17 protein-coding genes are annotated in these 18,188 nt (G+C 63.3%); 13 read left to right on the top strand and 4 right to left on the bottom strand.

Annotated features, from left to right (window positions below):
* Positions 1–123: 123 nt before the first annotated feature.
* Entirely contained in the window at positions 124–1,071 is a 948-nt protein-coding gene (miaA, locus tag JSS27_16735; protein MBS0210592.1) for a tRNA (adenosine(37)-N6)-dimethylallyltransferase MiaA, read from the bottom strand.
* 271 nt (positions 1,072–1,342) lie between these two features.
* Between miaA and JSS27_16730 the strand changes: the two genes are divergently transcribed.
* From JSS27_16730 to JSS27_16715, 4 genes are all read left to right on the top strand, one after another.
* Complete coding sequence (locus JSS27_16730; GenBank protein ID MBS0210591.1) at positions 1,343–1,690, top strand: phosphoribosyl-ATP diphosphatase; 348 nt, start codon at positions 1,343–1,345, stop codon at positions 1,688–1,690.
* A gap of 213 nt (positions 1,691–1,903) precedes the next feature.
* Positions 1,904–2,755 (top strand): ATP phosphoribosyltransferase, encoded by an 852-nt coding sequence (locus JSS27_16725; protein ID MBS0210590.1) that lies wholly within the window; start codon positions 1,904–1,906, stop codon positions 2,753–2,755.
* A 14-nt stretch (positions 2,756–2,769) separates the two neighbouring features.
* Positions 2,770–3,582 carry a hypothetical protein gene (locus JSS27_16720; GenBank protein MBS0210589.1) on the top strand — a complete coding sequence of 271 codons (813 nt, stop codon included), beginning with the start codon at positions 2,770–2,772 and terminating at the stop codon, positions 3,580–3,582.
* A 270-nt stretch (positions 3,583–3,852) separates the two neighbouring features.
* Positions 3,853–4,125, top strand: coding sequence for a DNA-directed RNA polymerase subunit alpha (locus JSS27_16715; protein MBS0210588.1), 273 nt, complete (start codon positions 3,853–3,855; stop codon positions 4,123–4,125).
* 229 nt (positions 4,126–4,354) lie between these two features.
* On the opposite strand, the gene JSS27_16710 is transcribed toward JSS27_16715, so the two are convergent.
* Positions 4,355–5,752 carry a PQQ-like beta-propeller repeat protein gene (locus JSS27_16710; protein MBS0210587.1) on the bottom strand — a complete coding sequence of 466 codons (1,398 nt, stop codon included), beginning with the start codon at positions 5,750–5,752 and terminating at the stop codon, positions 4,355–4,357.
* Positions 5,753–5,978: 226 nt separating this feature from the next.
* On the opposite strand from JSS27_16710, the gene JSS27_16705 reads away from it, so the two are divergent.
* The 5 genes from JSS27_16705 to JSS27_16685 all read left to right on the top strand — a co-directional run bounded on the left by JSS27_16705 (position 5,979) and on the right by JSS27_16685 (position 10,882).
* A complete protein-coding gene (locus tag JSS27_16705) occupies positions 5,979–7,307 on the top strand; it encodes a DUF3592 domain-containing protein (protein ID MBS0210586.1) in 1,329 nt (442 codons plus the stop codon).
* A gap of 4 nt (positions 7,308–7,311) precedes the next feature.
* Entirely contained in the window at positions 7,312–7,734 is a 423-nt protein-coding gene (locus JSS27_16700; protein ID MBS0210585.1) for a hypothetical protein, read from the top strand.
* A gap of 13 nt (positions 7,735–7,747) precedes the next feature.
* Entirely contained in the window at positions 7,748–8,356 is a 609-nt protein-coding gene (locus JSS27_16695; protein MBS0210584.1) for a hypothetical protein, read from the top strand.
* 228 nt (positions 8,357–8,584) lie between these two features.
* A complete protein-coding gene (locus JSS27_16690; GenBank protein ID MBS0210583.1) occupies positions 8,585–9,928 on the top strand; it encodes a hypothetical protein in 1,344 nt (447 codons plus the stop codon).
* A gap of 402 nt (positions 9,929–10,330) precedes the next feature.
* Positions 10,331–10,882, top strand: a complete 552-nt coding sequence (locus tag JSS27_16685; protein ID MBS0210582.1) for a YqgE/AlgH family protein — start codon at positions 10,331–10,333, stop codon at positions 10,880–10,882.
* 465 nt (positions 10,883–11,347) lie between these two features.
* Here JSS27_16685 and JSS27_16680 read toward each other — a convergent pair whose 3' ends face one another.
* On the bottom strand, positions 11,348–12,472 hold the full coding sequence (locus JSS27_16680; protein ID MBS0210581.1) for a citrate synthase: 1,125 nt from the start codon (positions 12,470–12,472) through the stop codon (positions 11,348–11,350).
* A gap of 268 nt (positions 12,473–12,740) precedes the next feature.
* Complete coding sequence (gene prpB / locus JSS27_16675) at positions 12,741–14,189, bottom strand: methylisocitrate lyase (protein MBS0210580.1); 1,449 nt, start codon at positions 14,187–14,189, stop codon at positions 12,741–12,743.
* On the opposite strand from prpB, the gene JSS27_16670 reads away from it, so the two are divergent.
* The 4 genes from JSS27_16670 to JSS27_16655 all read left to right on the top strand — a co-directional run bounded on the left by JSS27_16670 (position 14,160) and on the right by JSS27_16655 (position 18,188).
* Positions 14,160–15,167, top strand: coding sequence for a glycosyltransferase family 4 protein (locus JSS27_16670; GenBank protein ID MBS0210579.1), 1,008 nt, complete (start codon positions 14,160–14,162; stop codon positions 15,165–15,167). The two genes, prpB and JSS27_16670, sit on opposite strands and share 30 nt — an antisense overlap.
* A gap of 40 nt (positions 15,168–15,207) precedes the next feature.
* Complete coding sequence (locus JSS27_16665; GenBank protein MBS0210578.1) at positions 15,208–15,651, top strand: acyl-CoA thioesterase; 444 nt, start codon at positions 15,208–15,210, stop codon at positions 15,649–15,651.
* A gap of 66 nt (positions 15,652–15,717) precedes the next feature.
* Positions 15,718–17,202 carry a TIGR04222 domain-containing membrane protein gene (locus tag JSS27_16660; GenBank protein ID MBS0210577.1) on the top strand — a complete coding sequence of 495 codons (1,485 nt, stop codon included), beginning with the start codon at positions 15,718–15,720 and terminating at the stop codon, positions 17,200–17,202.
* Positions 17,181–18,188 carry a terpene cyclase/mutase family protein gene (locus tag JSS27_16655; GenBank protein ID MBS0210576.1) on the top strand — a complete coding sequence of 336 codons (1,008 nt, stop codon included), beginning with the start codon at positions 17,181–17,183 and terminating at the stop codon, positions 18,186–18,188. The genes JSS27_16660 and JSS27_16655 overlap by 22 nt, the downstream gene beginning before the upstream one ends.

The following is an 18,188-nucleotide window of genomic DNA, read 5'->3' as shown; positions in this document are numbered from 1 at the left end:
GGGAAAAGGCTCGAAATCTGCTAGTCCGGCAAAACCGGTTATCGCAGCCTTCACAACGGCCTCTGGTGACTTCGCCACACCGGTTGCACAGCAACCGCTGCTACCCGGCGCTGGTGCGAGCGCTTACGGCGTTTGCGCGGCCAGGCGCACAATGGCCTCGGCCACGACGTCTGGGGAAAAGTCTTCGCACATCGGCAGGGGGCGACATTCGGCCAGGCTGCGAAACCAGGTCTGCTGGCGCTTGGCAAACTGGCGCGTGCTTTGTTCGATCAGGGCGACCGTCTCGGACAATGACCGCGCCCCGGCCAGATGTTCGAGCACCTCGTGATAGCCGACGGCCTTGGCCGCCGTCCGGCTGAACACCACACCCTCGGCCAGCAGCGCGCGGACCTCGTCGACCAGTCCGGCCGCGATCATCTCGGCCACGCGGCGATCGATCCGCTCGACGATCGCCTCGCGCGGCCAATCGAGCAGGAACACGCGACAGCGGTTCGCGTCGCGCTGGCGCTCGAACTCTTGCTGCAACTGGCTGATCGGCACGCCGGTCTGTTCGTAGACTTCCAGGGCGCGGATGATCCGCCGCGCGTCGCGCGGGTGAAGCTTCGCCGCCGCCGTGGTGTCGACCTTGGATAACTCGGCGTGCAGCCAGCTTTCTTCGCGCGATGCCGCTTCGGCCTCGAGCCGTTGGCGAAACTCCCAATCGGCAGGCGGGCCCTCGAACAAGCCGCGCAGCAGCGCCTTCAGGTACAGCGGCGTGCCACCAACAAACAAGACTTGCCGCCCGCGGGTCAGAATGTCCGCCACTGCGAATTCGGCCACGGCCAGGTATTGGGCCACGCTGAACGACTCGCTCGGCTCGATGATATCGACCAGATGATGCGGCACGCGCTGACGCTCGGCCGGCGCCGGCTTGGCGGTGCCGATGTCCAAGCGCCGGTAGACTGCCATCGAGTCCAACGAAATGATTTCGGCCCGCAGACGCTCGGCCAGTTCCAAGCTGACGGCCGATTTGCCGCCGGCCGTGGGACCAGTGAGAAACCAGATGCGAGGATCTTCGGGATCGATCGGCATGCGTCTAACAAGCTACTGACAAAGACAGAATAGAACCACGACGACACGACGAACACGACGTAGGAGCAATTGCAAAAGAAGCTCCGCGAGGGTCGCCTCGATGAGTCACCTTGCCAAGACCGTGCAAACACCACGTAGCGAAATACACCGTTTGACTCGCTGGAGGGGTTCGACCCGATTGTTTCGCCGGGCTTTCGAGCCTAAAGTAAAGGATTACTCCTGTTCGCGAAACCTGATTGTGCCGCGACCGGCGGCATAGGAAAAGGCCCGTATGAGTTCGGCCGGTGACTTGCCCGTGATGGCTCAGTTGATGCGTGTGATCAACGACCGGAAGGCGAACCCGGCGGACTCGTCGTACACCTGTAAGTTATTGGCAGCCGGGCACGAGAAGATCGGCCGCAAGATCAGCGAGGAGGCCGCCGAGGTGGTCGAAGCCGCCTTGGAACCAGGGGACGAGGGTCGCAAACACACGATCTACGAAGCCGGCGACGTGATGTATCACCTGCTGGTCATGCTCGCTTGGCGCGGCATCGACTGGAGCGAGGTCGAAACCGAACTGGCCCGGCGATTCGGCATTTCCGGCCTGGAAGAAAAGGCGTCCCGCCCGTCGAAGTCTTGAAGACTAGCCACGGAGGCACTGAGACTCGGAGGTTTGCACGGAGAAGAATATGCAGGGGGGCAGGTGCGAGGGGGAGCAAGGGAGAATGAGGGCAGAGACGAGAGTGTATCGGGACCAATGATTCTATTTTGATCACATGTCATATCTGGCTAATCGCCAATTGCTAACAGCTAATCGCTTCACTGCAACTGACCACGGACAACTGACCAACCCATGACCAACCTTCGCATCGGCGTTCCCAGCAAGGGACGCCTGGCTGAATTGACCGCGGAACTTTTGAAGGACGCCGGGCTGAGCTTTCGCCGCCAGGAGCGGAGCCTGTTCGCCCGGGTGCGCGAGATGCCGATCGACGTCACCTTCCTGCGCACCGAGGATATTCCCGTCCTGTGCGCCGAAGGGGCCATCGACATGGGCATCACCGGCAGCGATCTGGTCGCTGAAAGCGGCGCCGCTGTCATCAATCGCTTGAGCCTGGGCGTGGGCCAATGCCGGCTGTCGATCTGTGTGCCCGACGACGGCCCTATTACCAAGCCGTCGCAGCTCGACGGCAGCCGCATTGCCACCAGCTTTCCGCACTGCACTCAGACCTACTTGAACAGCCACGGCGCCAAGGTCCATCTCGTCGAACTATCGGGAAGCGTCGAGGTAATGATCGCCCTGGGTGTGGCCGACGCGATTGTCGATCTGGTCGAGACAGGCAGCACGCTGGCCGCCAATCGGCTGCGGATTCTCGAAGACATCGGCCGCTATGAAACGATCCTGATTCAGAACAAGGCCCAGCGTGAACCGGCCGTGGCCGACCGTGTGGTCCGCCGGCTCGAAGGGGTGGTCATCGCGCGCAGCTATTCGCTGCTCGAATACAACGTCCCGCGCGGCAAGCTGCCCGAGGCCGAAAAGATCACGCCAGGCTTCAACTCGCCGACGGTCAGCGCGCTGGAAGACGCCGGCTGGTGCGCGGTGCGGGTGATGGTCCGCCGCGGCGAAGTGATCGAGATCATGGAGCGGCTCGAGGCGCTCGGCGCCAGCGCCATTCTCGAAACGCAGATCACCAACTGCCGCCTCTAGGATACGACAAGGCGATGAATCGCTGGCGCCGCCTCAAGCAATCGCTCGCCCGCTGGGCGATCCCGAATCTGACCTTCGGCATTCTGGCCGTCCAGGTCTTGGCGTACGGCGTTTGGATGATCGAGCCGGCGAAGCTGAACGCGCTGCCGCTCGTGCCCACGCTGGTCTTGCACGGCGAGCCGTGGCGGTTGCTCTCGTTTATCGCCGACCCGCCGAAGATCCATCCAATCTTCGCGTTCTTTGGGTTTTACCTGTTCTACCTGATGGGTTCCGCGCTCGAACAAACTTGGGGGGCGCCGCGCTACAACTTGTTCTTGCTGATTGGCTATGCCGCGACCGTGGGGGTGGCGTTCCTGACCCCCGACCAACCGACGTACAACGTCTTTATCGGGGCGTCGATTTTTCTGGCGTTCGCCTGGTTGTTTCCCAACTTTGAACTGATGCTGTTCTTCATCATTCCGGTCAAGATTAAATACCTGGCGTTGTTGAGTTGGATTGGCTATTTGTTCGTGCTGGTCGAGGGAAGTTGGCCGGCGCGGCTGGCGATGTTGGCGTCGCTGTTGAACTACCTGTTGTTCCTCGGCGGCGACATCAAGAACCGAATGGTTCAAGGTCGCCGGCACATGGTCAACCAGGCCAAGCGCGCCGTCCCCAAGCGCGAAGCCTTCCACCGCTGCACGACCTGCGGCATGACGAACCTGACGAACCCCGAGATGGAGTTCCGCTACTGCGGCCAGTGCGCCGGCACGTGCGGCTATTGTTCGCGTCATCTCCACGCGCACGAGCATGTGAAGGGGGAAGAGGAGGGGCTAGAGGCTAGGGGCTAGGGACGCGGATGTCAGTCGTCCGTGGTCCGTAGTCAGTTGTTGAACGCTCGATTTCCGCATTCCTTTCAACGGACAACTGACCACTGACAACGGACCATTCCTTGCTAGCAACTCGCCGCTAGCAACCAGCAACTTTTTCTTCCCAGCTTTTTCCAGCGCAAATCGAGCTTCTGGCGTTATACTTCCCGCCGTCGCGATCGCCTGGGCCACACGAAGGCCCGCGCGCGACGACAAGATGGACCTTGTTCTCTGGTTTCTAAGGAGGGAAACATGACGCGCGTTCGTTTGAGTGTCGCCGACGAACAGGAAAAGAGCCTGAGCCGCCGGCTGGAAATGAGCACCGCCGAGATCGGACTTTCAGTTCGCACGACTAACTGCCTGGAAGAGCGCGGCATCTTTAGCGTCAGCGATCTGCTGAATTGCACGCCGGACGATCTGCTCAGCATTTCCAACTTTGGCGAAAAAACGCTCGAAGAAGTTTACAAATCGCTCGAGAGCGTCGGCTTCTTCCGGCAGCGCCGCCGCGACACGCAGTGCGCGTAGCCCAGCAAAAACAATTCGACCGTCCAGTGCCATGCCGTCCTGCCGCCTGCACAGAACCAGGCCGCGGGACGGCATTTTTTGTGCGCTGTCTTCACGTCACTCCGAAACCAATGGGTGCCATGTTCAAGTCAGCAGACTTGAGCATGCGAAGCGTTCTTCAGGCATGCTCAAGCCTTAAGGGCTTGAGCATGGCACCCAGCGCCTGTGGAAGGTCGTGAAAGTATGCGCGTCACTTAAACTCAAAACAGCGCACGGCGCCGACCGCCCGCACGTAGATGCGCCCGCCGATCACTGCCGGAGACGTCCAACACTCATTCGGGCTCAACTGCACGCGCCCCAGGTTGCGATACGCCTCGGGCCGCGCCGGCACGCCCAACAATGTTCCCCGCTCGGTCAGGCACAGCAGCCGATCTCGATCGCGAACCGGGGTCGTGTAGTAGCCGGTCTTGCCGCCGCTCCAAATCGTCGCCCCGTCGGTCAGCCGCACGCACATGAACTCGCCCCCGTCGCTCAGGCCATACAAAAAACCTTCGTGTTCGCTCATGGTCGATAGATAGCTGGTCAGGTCGAAATTCTCCCAAGCCAGTTTCACGCCGAACGAACCGCCGGTCTCGCCAATGGCCAGCGCCGTCAGCGGCGCGCCCGTGCCACCCACCACCACCAGGTTCCCCAGGACGATGGGCGTGGTGATGCTTTCGTCATATTGCAACTGGAACGGATAGCTCCACAGCAGATTCCCGCTGGCCGGATCGAGCCCAACCACGCGTGAGCCGGTCATATAAACAATCTGCCGCTTGCCGGCCAAGGTGGCGACCACCGGCGATGAGTACGAAACATGATCGTTCAACGACTTCCAAACCACTTTGCCAGTTGCTCGCTCAAAGGCCATCACCGTCGCGCCGCGCGAGCCGCCGACCGGACAGATCAATAAGTTCTCGACCGCCACCAGCGAGCCCGTGTAGCCGAACAACGGCACCGGCGCGCCGACGCCGGCCCCGGTGGGGACGATCACCGCTTCTTCGCGCACCACGTACGCGCGCCCCTCGGGAAGCGGTTGCTGCTGGCCATACTCGGCCGCCAGGTCGGCGCTCCAACGGACCTTGCCCGTCTTGGCGTCGCAGCAGACCAACCAGCCGGCGATCCCCAGGCTGTATACACTCTCGGCATCGACCAGCGGCGTGCTCTTGGGGCCGTTCCCATGCCGGCGTCCGACCATGTGCGGGTCGAAATCGACCGGATGGTCGCGCGTCCAGGCTGGCTTGCCGGTGTTGGCGTCGATGGCAATGACCCGCTCGGTCATTCCCTGGCGATCGGTAACAAAGACCCGAGAGTGCGCGACGACCGGACTCGACAGCCCCACGCCCAGCGGGCATTCCCAGCGCATCGTCGCCTGGTCAGGCAACGGATCGGGAATCTTGGCGTCGACCGTCACGCCGCGACCGCCCAGGCCGCGCCACTGGGGCCAGATGTGGGGCGCGTCGTCGGCCTCGAAACCCAGTTCCTTGGCGGCCTCAGCCGCCGGGTCGGGCTTGGCGGCGCTGGCCGTCGGCGCAGCGCACAAAGCGCCCAACATCGCCAGGCTCGCCCAGCCAAGTCGCAGTCCTAAACCGATTCGCCAGCCAGTCATCGAACATCTCTCGGGTCAACAAGTTCGCGGCGCGCAGTATAGACGTTCCCCGTATCACTTTCAGCCCGAAACACAGGTTCCTCGCCGGCTCAGCCGCCGGTTGCGATAATCGCCTGCCCCCGGTAAGACAAAGGATTAGGTCTCGGCCGCCGAACGTGGAAATCTCGTCGGCAATCGCCCTTTATCTGGCCAGTGCGACCGAACCTGCTGCGATCGTGAGTACGTTGTGACCCAAGTTGTCGTCAAACGATTTTTTGGCAAGAAGCGCGGCAGCCGCAATATGCGCTCCGACAAACTAGGGGGCGCCAGCCTGGGCGTGTTCTTTGCCGGCTTCTTTCTGGCCGGTTGCATCTGGCTGGGGATGATCATCGGCGGGCTGACCCTTCCCGACTTGCACGCGAACCTGAACTATCAAGAGACGACCTGCACGGTGCTCGACACCGGTCGCGACGAACAAATCGTCGATGGTCAGTCGGAGTACCGCCCCAAGATCGAAATCGAGTACGAGGTAGCCGGCACTCGCTACCGGCGGTGGGCGTTCGACGTGGCCGGCATCTATCAGACCGATCCCGCGCTGGCCGACGAGATACGCGCCCGGTTCGAGACCGGCAAGACGTATCCTTGCTGGTACGACAAGGACGACCCCAGCGTGGTGGTGCTCGAACGCGGCCACCGTTGGTTCGCGTGGCTAGCGCTGGTGATGCCGGCGTCGTTTATCGCCATCGGCGGCGCGGGCCTGGCCTACTCGCTGGTCACGTGGAACAAATCGGCCGAGCGACGCGCCGCCTTTGCCCGACGCGCCGCCGAGTTCGATCCTTTTGATCAGCAAGGTGACGCCCAGTCGTTTCCCAACGTGCCCAGCGACGCCCATATCACCAACAGCCCCGGCACGCGGATGTCGTTTCGGCTGCCACTGGCGGTGCCCAGTTTGCACCTCGCCGGCCTGATCGCGGCTTGCATCTTTTGGAATGGTTTGACGCTGGTGTTTGTCAGCATGGCCATTCAGAAGCATTGGGCCGGCGCGGCTGACTGGGGCTTTACGCTCACGCTGTTGCCGCTGCTGGCCGTGGGAGGAGTGCTGATCGCGCTGGCCATTCGACAGGTCCGCGGCAAGGCGGCGATCGGGCAGACGATCATCGAAATCGACGATCACCCGCTGGTCCCTGGCGGCAAATACTCGCTGTTCCTGGCCCAATCGGGGCAACTGCGGTTCGACGATTACCGGTTGCTGCTGGTTTGCGAAGAAGAGGTGAAATACCTGCAAGGGACCAATCTGCGAACCGCCGCGCACCGGACCTACGAACACGAGATCGCGCGGCACGAACCCTTGTCGATCACGCACGACAACCGGCTGGAAGACCAGCTCGAATTTGAAATCCCGCCGAGCGCCATGCACTCGTTCCAGAGCGGACACCACCGCATTGTCTGGAAACTGGTCGTCAGCGCCCATGCCGCGGGTTGCCCTGACTTGACCCGGCAGTATTCGATCATTGTTAGCCCCGCGTTCCCCGCGCGGCGGACCCCATTGCACGCCCTCCGCACTCAAACGGCTTAAAGCCATGTCGACCGTGATGAACGAGATCGAGTTCCACCTAACACTGGAAGGGAACCGCCGGCATTACTTGCCGGGCGAGTTGCTCACCTGCCAGTTGCAGTGCAATTCGTTCGCGCTCGACGAGCCGCGCGCCATCGAGCTGTCGGTGGTGTGGACGACCGAGGGGCAAGGTGACGAGGACATGGCGGTCCACTTTTTCGAGCGACTCCACTTCGACGATCAAAGCCGGCGGCAATTGCGCGAGGGCATGCAGTTCAACACCCTGCTGCCGCAAAGCCCGCTGACCTATGAAGGGGTGCTGATGAAAATCTTCTGGTGCGTGCGCGCTAGGATTTTCCGTTGGCGCGGCAAAGAGTTGGTGGTCGAGGAGCCGTTCCGACTGGGCAACGTGCCGGCCGTGCCGTTGCCCGAGGCCGACGAGGTGTGATGCCCGCTCGACCATGAACACCGCCGGGTTGCCACTGCCGACGCGAAATCCCTTTGCCACACGCTATGTGCGGCCGGGGGCCTTGCGCTATCGGTTTGCCGACGGGCAAAGTCTGGGCGACGTGCTGGCCGAGCTTGCACGTTGCCAATATCGCGCCGCGATCGTCGGGCCGCACGGGGCGGGAAAGAGCACCCTGCTGGCCGATTTACAGCAGGCATTAGCGGACCAGGGCTGGCAGGTGATTCGCTTCGAGCTGCACGATGGCCAGCGGCGTTTGCCGGCCTGGCCCGAGGCGTCTCGAACAGCGGACCAACCGACCATCGTGACCGTCGACGGTTATGAGCAACTGAGCCGCTGGCAGGCCTGGCGACTGCGGCGGATCACGACTTATCGTGGCTGGGGCTTATTGGTCACGTCGCACCACGAAACGCCATTGCCGACGTTACTGCACGTCGCGCCGTCACTGCTAGTCACGCAAGCGTTGGCGGTGTCGCTGCAAGCCGATGGAGAGAACCTTTTAAGTGCCACCGACGTAGAGAAGGCGTTTCATCGCCACGCAGGCAACGTGCGCGAGACGTTCTTCGCGCTCCATTCGCTTTACGAACGTCGTCGCCGCGGTTAGCTCCGCGCAGATCGCGATCGCCGCTACGACCCAAACAGTCGTCAAACTCGGCGCGATCCTAATCTTCTGACAAGCGCGCGGAAAAGCTCAAGATTCATTGACAACCTTGCCTGCGCGAGGTCTATAAAAGATGGAGACCTCGCAGCGCGACTGCGCGCCGTGCCGCTCGCCCATGAGCGGCGCCGGCGCACTTCCGCGCTCGCTCACCATTGACCAGGGGAAAGTGCCATGAACGCCGCCGTTCGCGTCCCGTTGTTGTCGCTCGCAGGTTTGCTATTGGCCGCGGTGGCGCCAAGTTCGGCTCAAGCCCAACTGTTGTTCAATTGGCACAAGTCAGCGGCGGCACCCCTGCCGGCGACCTATGCCGTCAGCGGCCCGCAATTCGTGCAGTACGTGCCCCAGACGTACTATCGCCCCGTGACGGTCTACGCGCCGGTCACCACGATGCAGCCCGCCGGCTGCTCGATTTGCCCATCGGCCACCGGCGTGAGCGCGCAACGTCCCGTCACCACTTGGACGCAGCAAACGCGCTGGCTGCCGTACACGACGAATCGCCTGGTCTATGCCGTGCCCGCCGCACCGGTGGTGGCCACCGCCTCGACAACTTATTACGCCCCGACCGCAGCAGTGACCACGGCCGGCCCCTACACGGTGGCCGCTCCGACCCGCGCGTACTACGCGCCGACCACCGCCTACGCCGTGCCGACGGCGTATGCCGCGCCGGCCGCGACCTGTGCTCCAGCGGCCTGTGCCGCGCCAGCGGTTGGCTACGCCGCAGGTTGCGCGACTTGTCCGACCACGAGGGGCGTCACGGCCATGCCGACCTACGCGGCGCCGGCGATGACCACTGCACCCGCCATGACGACCATGCCAGGAACCACGTTTGCTACGGGCGCGCCCGCACCGGTGTCGAGCAATTACGCCCCGAGCTACGCCGTCGGAGCGACGACGATCCCTTCGTACACAACGACGCCGGCCTATGCTGGCGGCGCGACGGTCACGTACGCCCAACCTGCGGTCACCTATCAAGGCGCGCCGGGGGCCACGGCGCCGGCCAGCGGGACCACGACCGTCGTGACCTCGCCCGTAATCACCAATGGTGCCGCGACCACGTATCAGACAGCGCCAAGCGGCACGACCGCTCCGGTGATCTATTACAACCAGACCACCGCGCCAGCGGCCACGACGACCACCGCACCCGCGACGCAACAGCCAGCCACGCAGCAAGCCCCGGCAGCCACGACAACTCCCGCCGATAGCGCTCCGCGGACGTTTGTGCCGAACACGAACAACTCGGGGGCCAGCCTCGAAGGCTCGGGCGCTCCGACGACTGGCCGCGTGCCGATGTCGCCGATTCCCGACACCTATCGCCCGGCCGCGCCGACCCAGCCGGCCTCGAGCCCGCGGCTGATCGACGCCGACAGCCGACTCACCCTGAACGCCGGCGCGAACGCCTCGCAACTGGCCAGCTTGCCGGTCACCTACACCACCGTCGACACCACTCCGGTGCGTGCCGCGGCCAGTAACGCGGTAGCCAGCGACGAAGTGGTCTGGCGAGCCGCCTCGCGATAAACCGCCGGGTCGCACGCCAGCGGCCCCACGAAACACTCCCAGGGGGAGACCCACGCCGCCGCTCGGACCTTCGGGTCCGAGCGGTTTTTTATTGCGCGGCGTGATTTATTGTCGCCATTCGGGGCCTCTCCCCTTGCCGAGCGACGGGTGAAAATGGCATCTTATGGGGCTGGGGTCGCAGCGCGCTGATAGCATCGGCCGCGCGACACACCACCGAACACTCGTCACGTCGAACATTTGTCACCTCGCAGAGGAAGAAGCGTCATCATGGGTAATCCCGCCGGCATGCGCCGCAAGAAGCGCCTGAAGCGCGCCATCAAGAACGAAGTCACTCGTCAAAAGGCGCAAGCCAAGCGGGCGGCTGCGGCCTCGAAATAGCATCTGCCTCGGAGCGTTCACGCCATGTTCCAGTCGCTTGCAGGACAACTGTTAGCGGCTTCTCCGGAGCTGCGCGATCCGAACTTTGCTCGTAGCGTCGTGCTGATCATCCAGCACAACGAAGACGGCGCGTTCGGGCTGATCCTGAATCGGCCCACGCCGGCGCCGCTGCGCGAAGTCTGGCACCATGTCAGCCAATCTTCGTGCGACCGTGACGACAAGCTACACATGGGTGGCCCGGTCGAAGGGCCACTGATGGCGCTGCACCAGGAATACTCGTGCTGCGAGAAGTCGGTCTCGTCGGAAGTCTTCTTCTGCAGCGACCGCGATCACCTGGAACGGCTGGTCACGCACGAAGGCGAGATGAAATTCTTCGCCGGGTTCGCCGGCTGGAGCAGCGGCCAGTTGGAAGGAGAGTTGGCCGAGGATTCCTGGCTGGTCTGGCCCGCGTCGGCGGACCATGTCTTTTCGAGCGATCCTTCGTTGTGGGACGAGGTCGTGCGCCAGGTCTCGGCCGATCGCATGGTCCACTTGCTCAAGATCAAGCACATCCCACCTGATCCGTCGATGAATTGACGCGGCGCTTCATTGACTGGCACGAGCCACATTGATGGGTAGCACCGATTGCTTGCCAATCGGTGTTGCGCAGCAACAAGAGGCCGCGGGGCGTCGCCGTCACGGCCAACAAGCGTTCCTCTCTAAGCACCAAAGGTGCGCTCCATACCAGCCTGGGGCAACGCCCCAGGTAACGCCGGTGCGCATCGATTTGAGGGCTGTAAGCCCGCCCCATTCAGGCCATCGAATCGACGCCACCAAATGGGTCGGGCCTTCAGCCCTTCAAGACCCTATCGAGGACCATTACCCAGGGCGTTGCCCTGGGCTGGTATGGGTCGGGCCGTTGGCCCTTATGAGTCTAGATGCGGCAAGAGCCGCGTTTGTCGAAGCGTTCTCACGTGATAAGTCATCGCCTGTCCGCCACCTCTTGCGGGCTTGCGCCCGCCCAGGTTGACGAGCAACCTGGGCTACTCAACGCAATGGTGTTTACGTGCGGTTCTCGACCGGCACCCACGCGCGAGCCCCGGGGCCGGTGTAGCGCGAGCGGGGGCGGATCAAGCGGTTGTGGTCCAGTTGCTCGATGATGTGGGCCGACCAGCCCGACACGCGCGACATCACGAACAGCGGCGTGTACAGTTCGACCGGCAGCCCCAGGTAGTGATACAGCCGGGCGCTCGGCCAATCGGCGTTCGGCGGCAACTGTTTCTCGGCGCGGACAATCGTTTCGATCGTCTCGGCCATTTGCTCCATGTCGGTCTTGCCGACTTCCTGAGCCAGTTCGGCGCACAACGGCTTGAGGAACGCGGCCCGCGGGTCGCCGTGCTTGTAGACCCGATGGCCAAAGCCCATGATCCGCACCTTGTTGGCCAGCGCGTCGCGAACCCAAGCTTCGGCCTTATCGGCCGAACCAACGCTTTGCAGCACTTCCAACACGCGCTCGTTGGCCCCGCCGTGCAGCGGGCCTTTCAACGCGCCAATCGCCGCCACGATCGCCGAATGCAGGTCCGCCATCGTCGAGCAGACGACCCGCGCCGTGAACGTCGAAGCGTTGAACTCATGCTCGGCATACAACACCAGCGACACGTCCAGCGCGCGAATCGCCCGCTCGGTCGCTTCCTTGCGCGTGAGCATGCCCAGGAAGTTGGCCGCGATCCCCCGGCCCCCTTTCGACCCGACGGGCTCTTTGCCCGCGAGCAGCCTCTGCCGCGCCGCCAGAACCACCGGCAACTGGGCCAACAATCGCTCGGCCTTGCGGACGTTCGCCTCGTGGCTGTTGTCGCCGACTTCCTCGTCCCAATGGGCCAGCATGCTCGCCCCGGTTCGCACGATGTCCATCATCGGCACGCCGGGCGGAATGGCGCGGAGCGCGTCGTAGATCGGCTTGGGCACATCGTCGGCCGCCTCGGCCAAACGCTTGCTCAACTCGGCCAACTGCTTGGCCGTGGGCAACTCGCCGTACAGCAACAGGTAGATCGTCTCTTCAAACGTGCCGTGGCGGGCCAGTTCCTCGACGGCGTAGCCCCGGTAGTGCAGCCCTTCGTCGATGTTACTGATCGCCGTCTCGCCAGCGATCACTCCTTCCAGACCAGGGCTGTAGATCGGTTCGTTCATCGGCTTGCTTTCACGTGCGATTTCTCGTTCTCAAGTCAAAACTGCGGGCGCGACTCGTATTGTGTGTTCTATCAACCTCAAACAAACACCTCTCCCTTCCAGGGAGGGGCAGGGGGGAGGGTAAACGCGCCGCAAGCCAAACGATTTTGCATTCAGGGCGAAGACTCCCAAACGCAAAGTCACCTGGCCTGCAACGTCTTTACCCTCACCCGCTCGCTGCGCTCACGACCTCTCCCTTAAAGGGAGAGGTGTAAGAGAGCGGGCGAAGTCAATTCTGCGACGGGCCTTCGGCGCCGCCAAAGTAGCTGCGGTCTCGTTTTTCATAGTTCGTATAGCCCAGCAGGTCGTACAGCTCTTGCCGGGTCTGCATCAAGTCGAGCAGCTCGCGCTGCGTTCCTTCATCGGCAATCACTGCCAGCGCTGCCTCGACCGCTTTCATGGCGATGCGCATCAACGTGACGGGCATCAGCACGCCCGCGTAGCCCAGCTCGGCCAGCTCCTCGAGCGTCAGCAACGGACTCTGTCCGAACTCGGTCATATTGGCCAATAGCGGCGCGTCGATGCGCTCGGCAAAGGCGGCGAACTCGGTCCGGTCGGTCAACGCTTCGGGAAAGATCCAATCGGCCCCGGCGGCCAGGTATCGCTCGGCCCGTTGGATCGCCGGCTCAAAACCTTCGGCGCTCCGCGCATCGGTTCGGGCGATGATCACCGTGCCGGGGTCGCGCCGCGCCGAAACGGCCGCACGGATTTTGGCGCACATCGCTTCGGTGTCGACCAGCGACTTGCCCGACAGGTGGCCGCAGCGTTTGGGCAACTGCTGATCTTCGAGCTGAATCGCGGCCGCGCCGGCGGCTTCCAACTCGACCACGGTTCGTTCGACGTTGATCGCCTCGCCAAAGCCGGTGTCGGCGTCGACGATCACGGGAATCGACACCTGCCGGGTCAGCCAGGTGGTCTGTTGCACCAACTCGCTGAGCGTGAACAACCCCACGTCGGGCATGGCCAAGCTGCCGGCCGAGAACGCGGCCCCCGACAAGTAGCAGGCGGCGAAATCGGCCTGCTCGATCAGCTTGCCGACCAGCGCGTTGAACGCACCGGGGATCAAAATCGTTTGCTCGGCGACTGCCTGACGCAATCGCTCGCCGGCCGAAGTAGTCACTTGAGGGGATGCTCCCAGGCGGAAAGTCGCAACTGTCGCGCTATGCCGCAATATAGGGCTGCCCTGCGCCGCCACGCAAGGGCGTGGCTTGACCGACCCGCCATACTGGTCAGTGTGCGAGGCAACGATTAGGTTGGACCGTAGCTGCTTCACCCTATAGCTGCCGCGACGCGCTTTCAGTCCACTCGTCCTAAACGTCGGTCCCACGCGATGAGAATTGTCTATCTGGCTGCCGGTGCCGCAGGCATGTACTGCGGCGCTTGCCTGCACGACAACACGCTCGGCGCGGCACTTGGCCGACTGGGAGAGGACATTCTCCTGGTGCCAACGTACACACCCCTGCGCGTTGACGAGCCGAGCGCCAGCCAGCAGCGCGTCTTCTTTGGCGGGATCAACGTCTTTCTCGAAGAAAAGTTCCCGCCCTGGCGCTGGTTGCCCAAGCGGCTGAGTAGTGCGTTCGACGCCCCCTGGCTGCTGGGGCTGCTCAGCCGAATGGACCTTTCCGTCCGTGCCGAGAAGCTGGGGGCGATGACCCTGTCGATGGTCCGGGGCGAACATGGCAACCAGCGCAAAGAACTGGATCACCTGATCGAATGGCTCCGCCGCGAAGCCCGGCCCGACGTCGTCCATTTATCGAACGCGCTGATGATCGGCATGGCCCGGCAAATCAAACAAGCCTTGCAAGTGCCGGTCGTTTGCTCGCTGGCGGGCGAAGACATCTTCCTGGACGGTCTATCGCCCAAGTTCCGCGACGCGACGTTCCGTGAGATACGCGAGCGGATCAGTGACGTCGATCGGTTCGTGGCCCTGAATCATTATTACGCCGATTTCGTGGTCGAGTACCTGGGCGTACCACGCGAGCGGACCAGCGTCATTCCCCACGGGCTCAAGCTGAAGGGGCACGGCTCGCGCGTCGAGCGCGACGATGGCGAAGTGCGGATCGGCTACTTCGCGCGCTTGTGCCCCGCCAAAGGGCTGCACCACTTGGTCGACGCCTTCATCGAGCTGTCACAAGATCAGTCCTTACCACCGCTGCGGCTGGCCATCGCCGGCTACCTGAGCGCCGGCGACCGGCGCTACGTCGAAGACTTGAAGCAGCGTTGGACGCAAGCCGGCCTGGGCGAGCGCGTCACACTGAAAAGCGATCTAACGCGTGACGAGAAGATCGCCTTTCTGCAATCGCTCGACGTGATGAGCGTGCCGGCCGATTACCGTGAAAGCAAAGGAATCTCGATCCTCGAAGCGCTGGCTAACGCTGTCCCCGTCGTGCTGCCGCGGCACGGCACGTACCCGGAATTGATCGAAGACACGCAAGGAGGCGTCTTGTTCCAGCCGCACGATCCCCACGATCTGGCGGAGCAGTTGCAACGCCTGATCGTCAATCCCGAGCTGCGCGAAGCCCTGGGCCAACACGGCCAGGCGGCCATTCACGCCCGCTACCATGACCAACTGATGGCCGAGCGGCACCAGGCGATGTATCGTGAAGTCATCCACGAATACCGCTACCGGGCGTCCCCAGCAGCACAGTCGACTTAGCCGACGACGACGCAAAGAATCTCTACAGAGCGACACCCCCATGACCAAAACCGACGTTACCTATCGCACCCAGCGGCGCGTTGAGTTCCGCGATACCGACATGGCGGGCATCGTCCACTTCTCGGCCTTCCTCGTCTACATGGAAGAAGCCGAGCACGAGTTCCTGCGCAGCCGCGGGCTGAGCGTGATCAGTAGCGACGAGCACGGGGCGATCCATTGGCCGCGCGTCTCGGCCAATTGCGACTTTCGCGGGCCGGTTCGGTTTGAAGATTTGCTGGAAGTGACCCTGTCCATCTCGCGACTGGGCGAAAAGAGCATCACTTATGCCACGCAGTTTCTCCTGCGCGGGGTGATCGTAGCCGAGGGGTCGCACACCGTGGTATGCTGTCGCGATGACCAGACCGGCGGCTTTCATTCGGCGCCGATCCCCGATTGGTATCGCGCGCGGCTGGTCGGCCCGCCGGCCCCAGCAGCCAGCGCGTAACAGTCCGCCATTGCTGTGCTCCCTACCATCGTGCCTCGAGCTTTCGGAGTGAACGGAGACAGACATATGACTCCCGCTCAAGCCGAACTTTGGCAGCGCCTGCAGTCGTTCGAGTTCGACGAGCCGGGCTCGGTGCTGACCTTTGCCCGACGCCTGGCCCGCGAGAATCGCTGGTCGCTGTGCTTTGCACGCCGGGTGATCGAGGAATACAAACGCTATTGCTTGTTGGCGGTGTCGTTGCCCCGCGTGGCCGCCCCCTCGGAGCAAGTCGACCAAGCCTGGCACTTGCATCTGACGTACACGCAAAACTACTGGGGCCGTTTCTGCCGCGACGCGTTGCAAACCAAACTGCATCACCACCCCACGCGCGGCGGGCCGGCCGAGAACGACAAGCACTTCGCAATGTACGAACAGACGCTGGCCGATTACCGCGAAGTGTTCGGCGCGCCGGCCCCGGCCGATATCTGGCCACCGGCCCACGTGCGGTTTGGGGCCGACCTGCATGCCGAGCGAGTGAACCGGGGCGAATATTGGCTGGTTCCCAAGCCGCGCTGGCTGCGGTCGCTCCGCCAGAATGCCCTGGTGCCCGCCGCCGCAGTACTTGGCTCGGGTGTGCTGGTGGCGGCCTTCGCCTCGCCGTTCGATCTGACGGGCCCCCAATTCTTGGCGCTGTACATCGTGCTGCTGGTCGCGTTGACGGCATTCTGCGTGTATTGGCGCTACAGCTATCGGATGCCCAAGACATTGGAACATAATCGCGAGCTTTCGCCGTACGAACTCGCCCTGCTGAACGGCGGGCCCCGGGCGATTCTGGCGACGGCCCTGGCGGCGCTGGTCCATCGAAACGCCGTCACCACGGGCGACCCAGCCGACAAAGCGACCGCGCGAAAGTTCAAACCCGGCGGCAACCACGACACGTCGCGCGACCCCATCGAAGCGACCGTGCAACAATCGGTCATTCGCCATGGCGAAGCCGATGCCAAGCAACTCTGGCAAGATTTGGAGCCGAGCGTCGAACCGATTTCGCAACGACTCGAAGACGACGGCCTGCTGGTGCGGTCTGGCAACATCAGCATGGGACGTTGGATTCCCGTCGTGCTGTTCTTGGGCCTGATCGCGTTCGGCGTGACCAAGTGCTTCGTCGGCCTCGATCATCACAAGCCGATCGGGTTTCTGGTGATGCTGCTCGCGTTGACCATTGGGTTGCTATTGGCTTTCTGTTCATTCAATCGCCGTACGGTGGCGGGCGAGAAACTGCTCGACGAGCGCCGCAAGGAGCGCGAGGATCTGAAGCACTCCACCACCGGCGGGTCGCCCAACCTGGCGACGCCCGACTTGGCGATGGCCGTCGCCTTGTTCGGCGTGGCGGTTTTGCCCACGACGATGTTCGGCTCGCTGCACACCGCGCTGGGAGTTGATCCTCGAAAAGGAATGTGGGGAACCGGCGGAGGTTGTGGCAGCGGAGCTGCAAGTGGCTGTGGTGGCGGAGGCTGCGGCGGCGGTGGTTGTGGCGGTGGCGGGTGCGGGGGATGCGGCGGAGGTGGCGATTGACCGAATCGACTGAACCTGAGCAGACCTCCGCTCCACAAGCAGCGCCTCTCCCTTACCTGGAACGGCTGACCGTGCGCCTGGCCACGGGCGTGGCCCAACTAGACGAGCGCACGCGACAACGGCACGCGCAGTTTTTGCTGGCGGCCCAGCGCGATGATGGTGGCTTCGCGGGGCGCGAAGGCCCGAGCGATCTCTACTACACCGGCTTTGCGCTGCGCAGCCTGGCGATCCTGGGTCAGCTTGACGGCCCGGTGGCCCAGCGCGCCGCTACGTTCCTGGCCAAACAGTTGCACGCGCAAGTACCAATCATCGACTTCCTGTCGCTGGTCTACAGCGGTCGGCTGTTGGAATTGGCCGCGGGCGTCGACGTCTTCGCAGACGCCGCGTCCGAATGGCGCAGGAACGTGGCCGGCGCGCTCGAGCGGTTTCGTCGCGCCGACGGCGGCTATGCCAAGGCCGACGAGGGGCAATCGAGCAGCACCTACTATTCGTTCCTAATGGTGCTGTGCTTGCAGTTGATCGGCCAGCCGGTTGTCGAGCCCGACAAGTTGCTCGGCTTTGTCCGCGGCCGCCAGCGGCTCGACGGCGGGTTTGTCGAGTTGGGACCGATGCAGCGGAGCGGCACCAACCCGACCGCGGCCGCCGTGGGGTTGCAACTGGCGCTGGGGGCGCTCGAACCTTCGATGCGGAACTGCGTGATCGATTTCTTGGCTGAAATGCAGACCGACGAAGGGGGTCTGAGAGCTAACACCCGAATTCCCATCGCTGATCTGCTGAGCACATTCACTGGGCTATTGACACTGGTCGACTTGCAGGCGACCGAAACGATCGACCTGGCCGAGGTGGCACGATATGTTCAATCGCTCGAAGTCGAGACCGGTGGCTTCTTGGGGGCTGAGTGGGACTCGGGGACCGATGTGGAATATGCGTTCTATGGCCTGGGCGCGCTGGCGCTACTGAAAACCCTTGACGCCAACGCTGGATGA

Source organism: Planctomycetota bacterium, from assembly GCA_018242585.1.
Taxonomy (GTDB): domain Bacteria; phylum Planctomycetota; class Planctomycetia; order Pirellulales; family PNKZ01; genus JAFEBQ01.
Note: the sequence above shows the minus strand (reverse complement) of the source record. Positions and strands in the feature narration are given on the sequence as shown.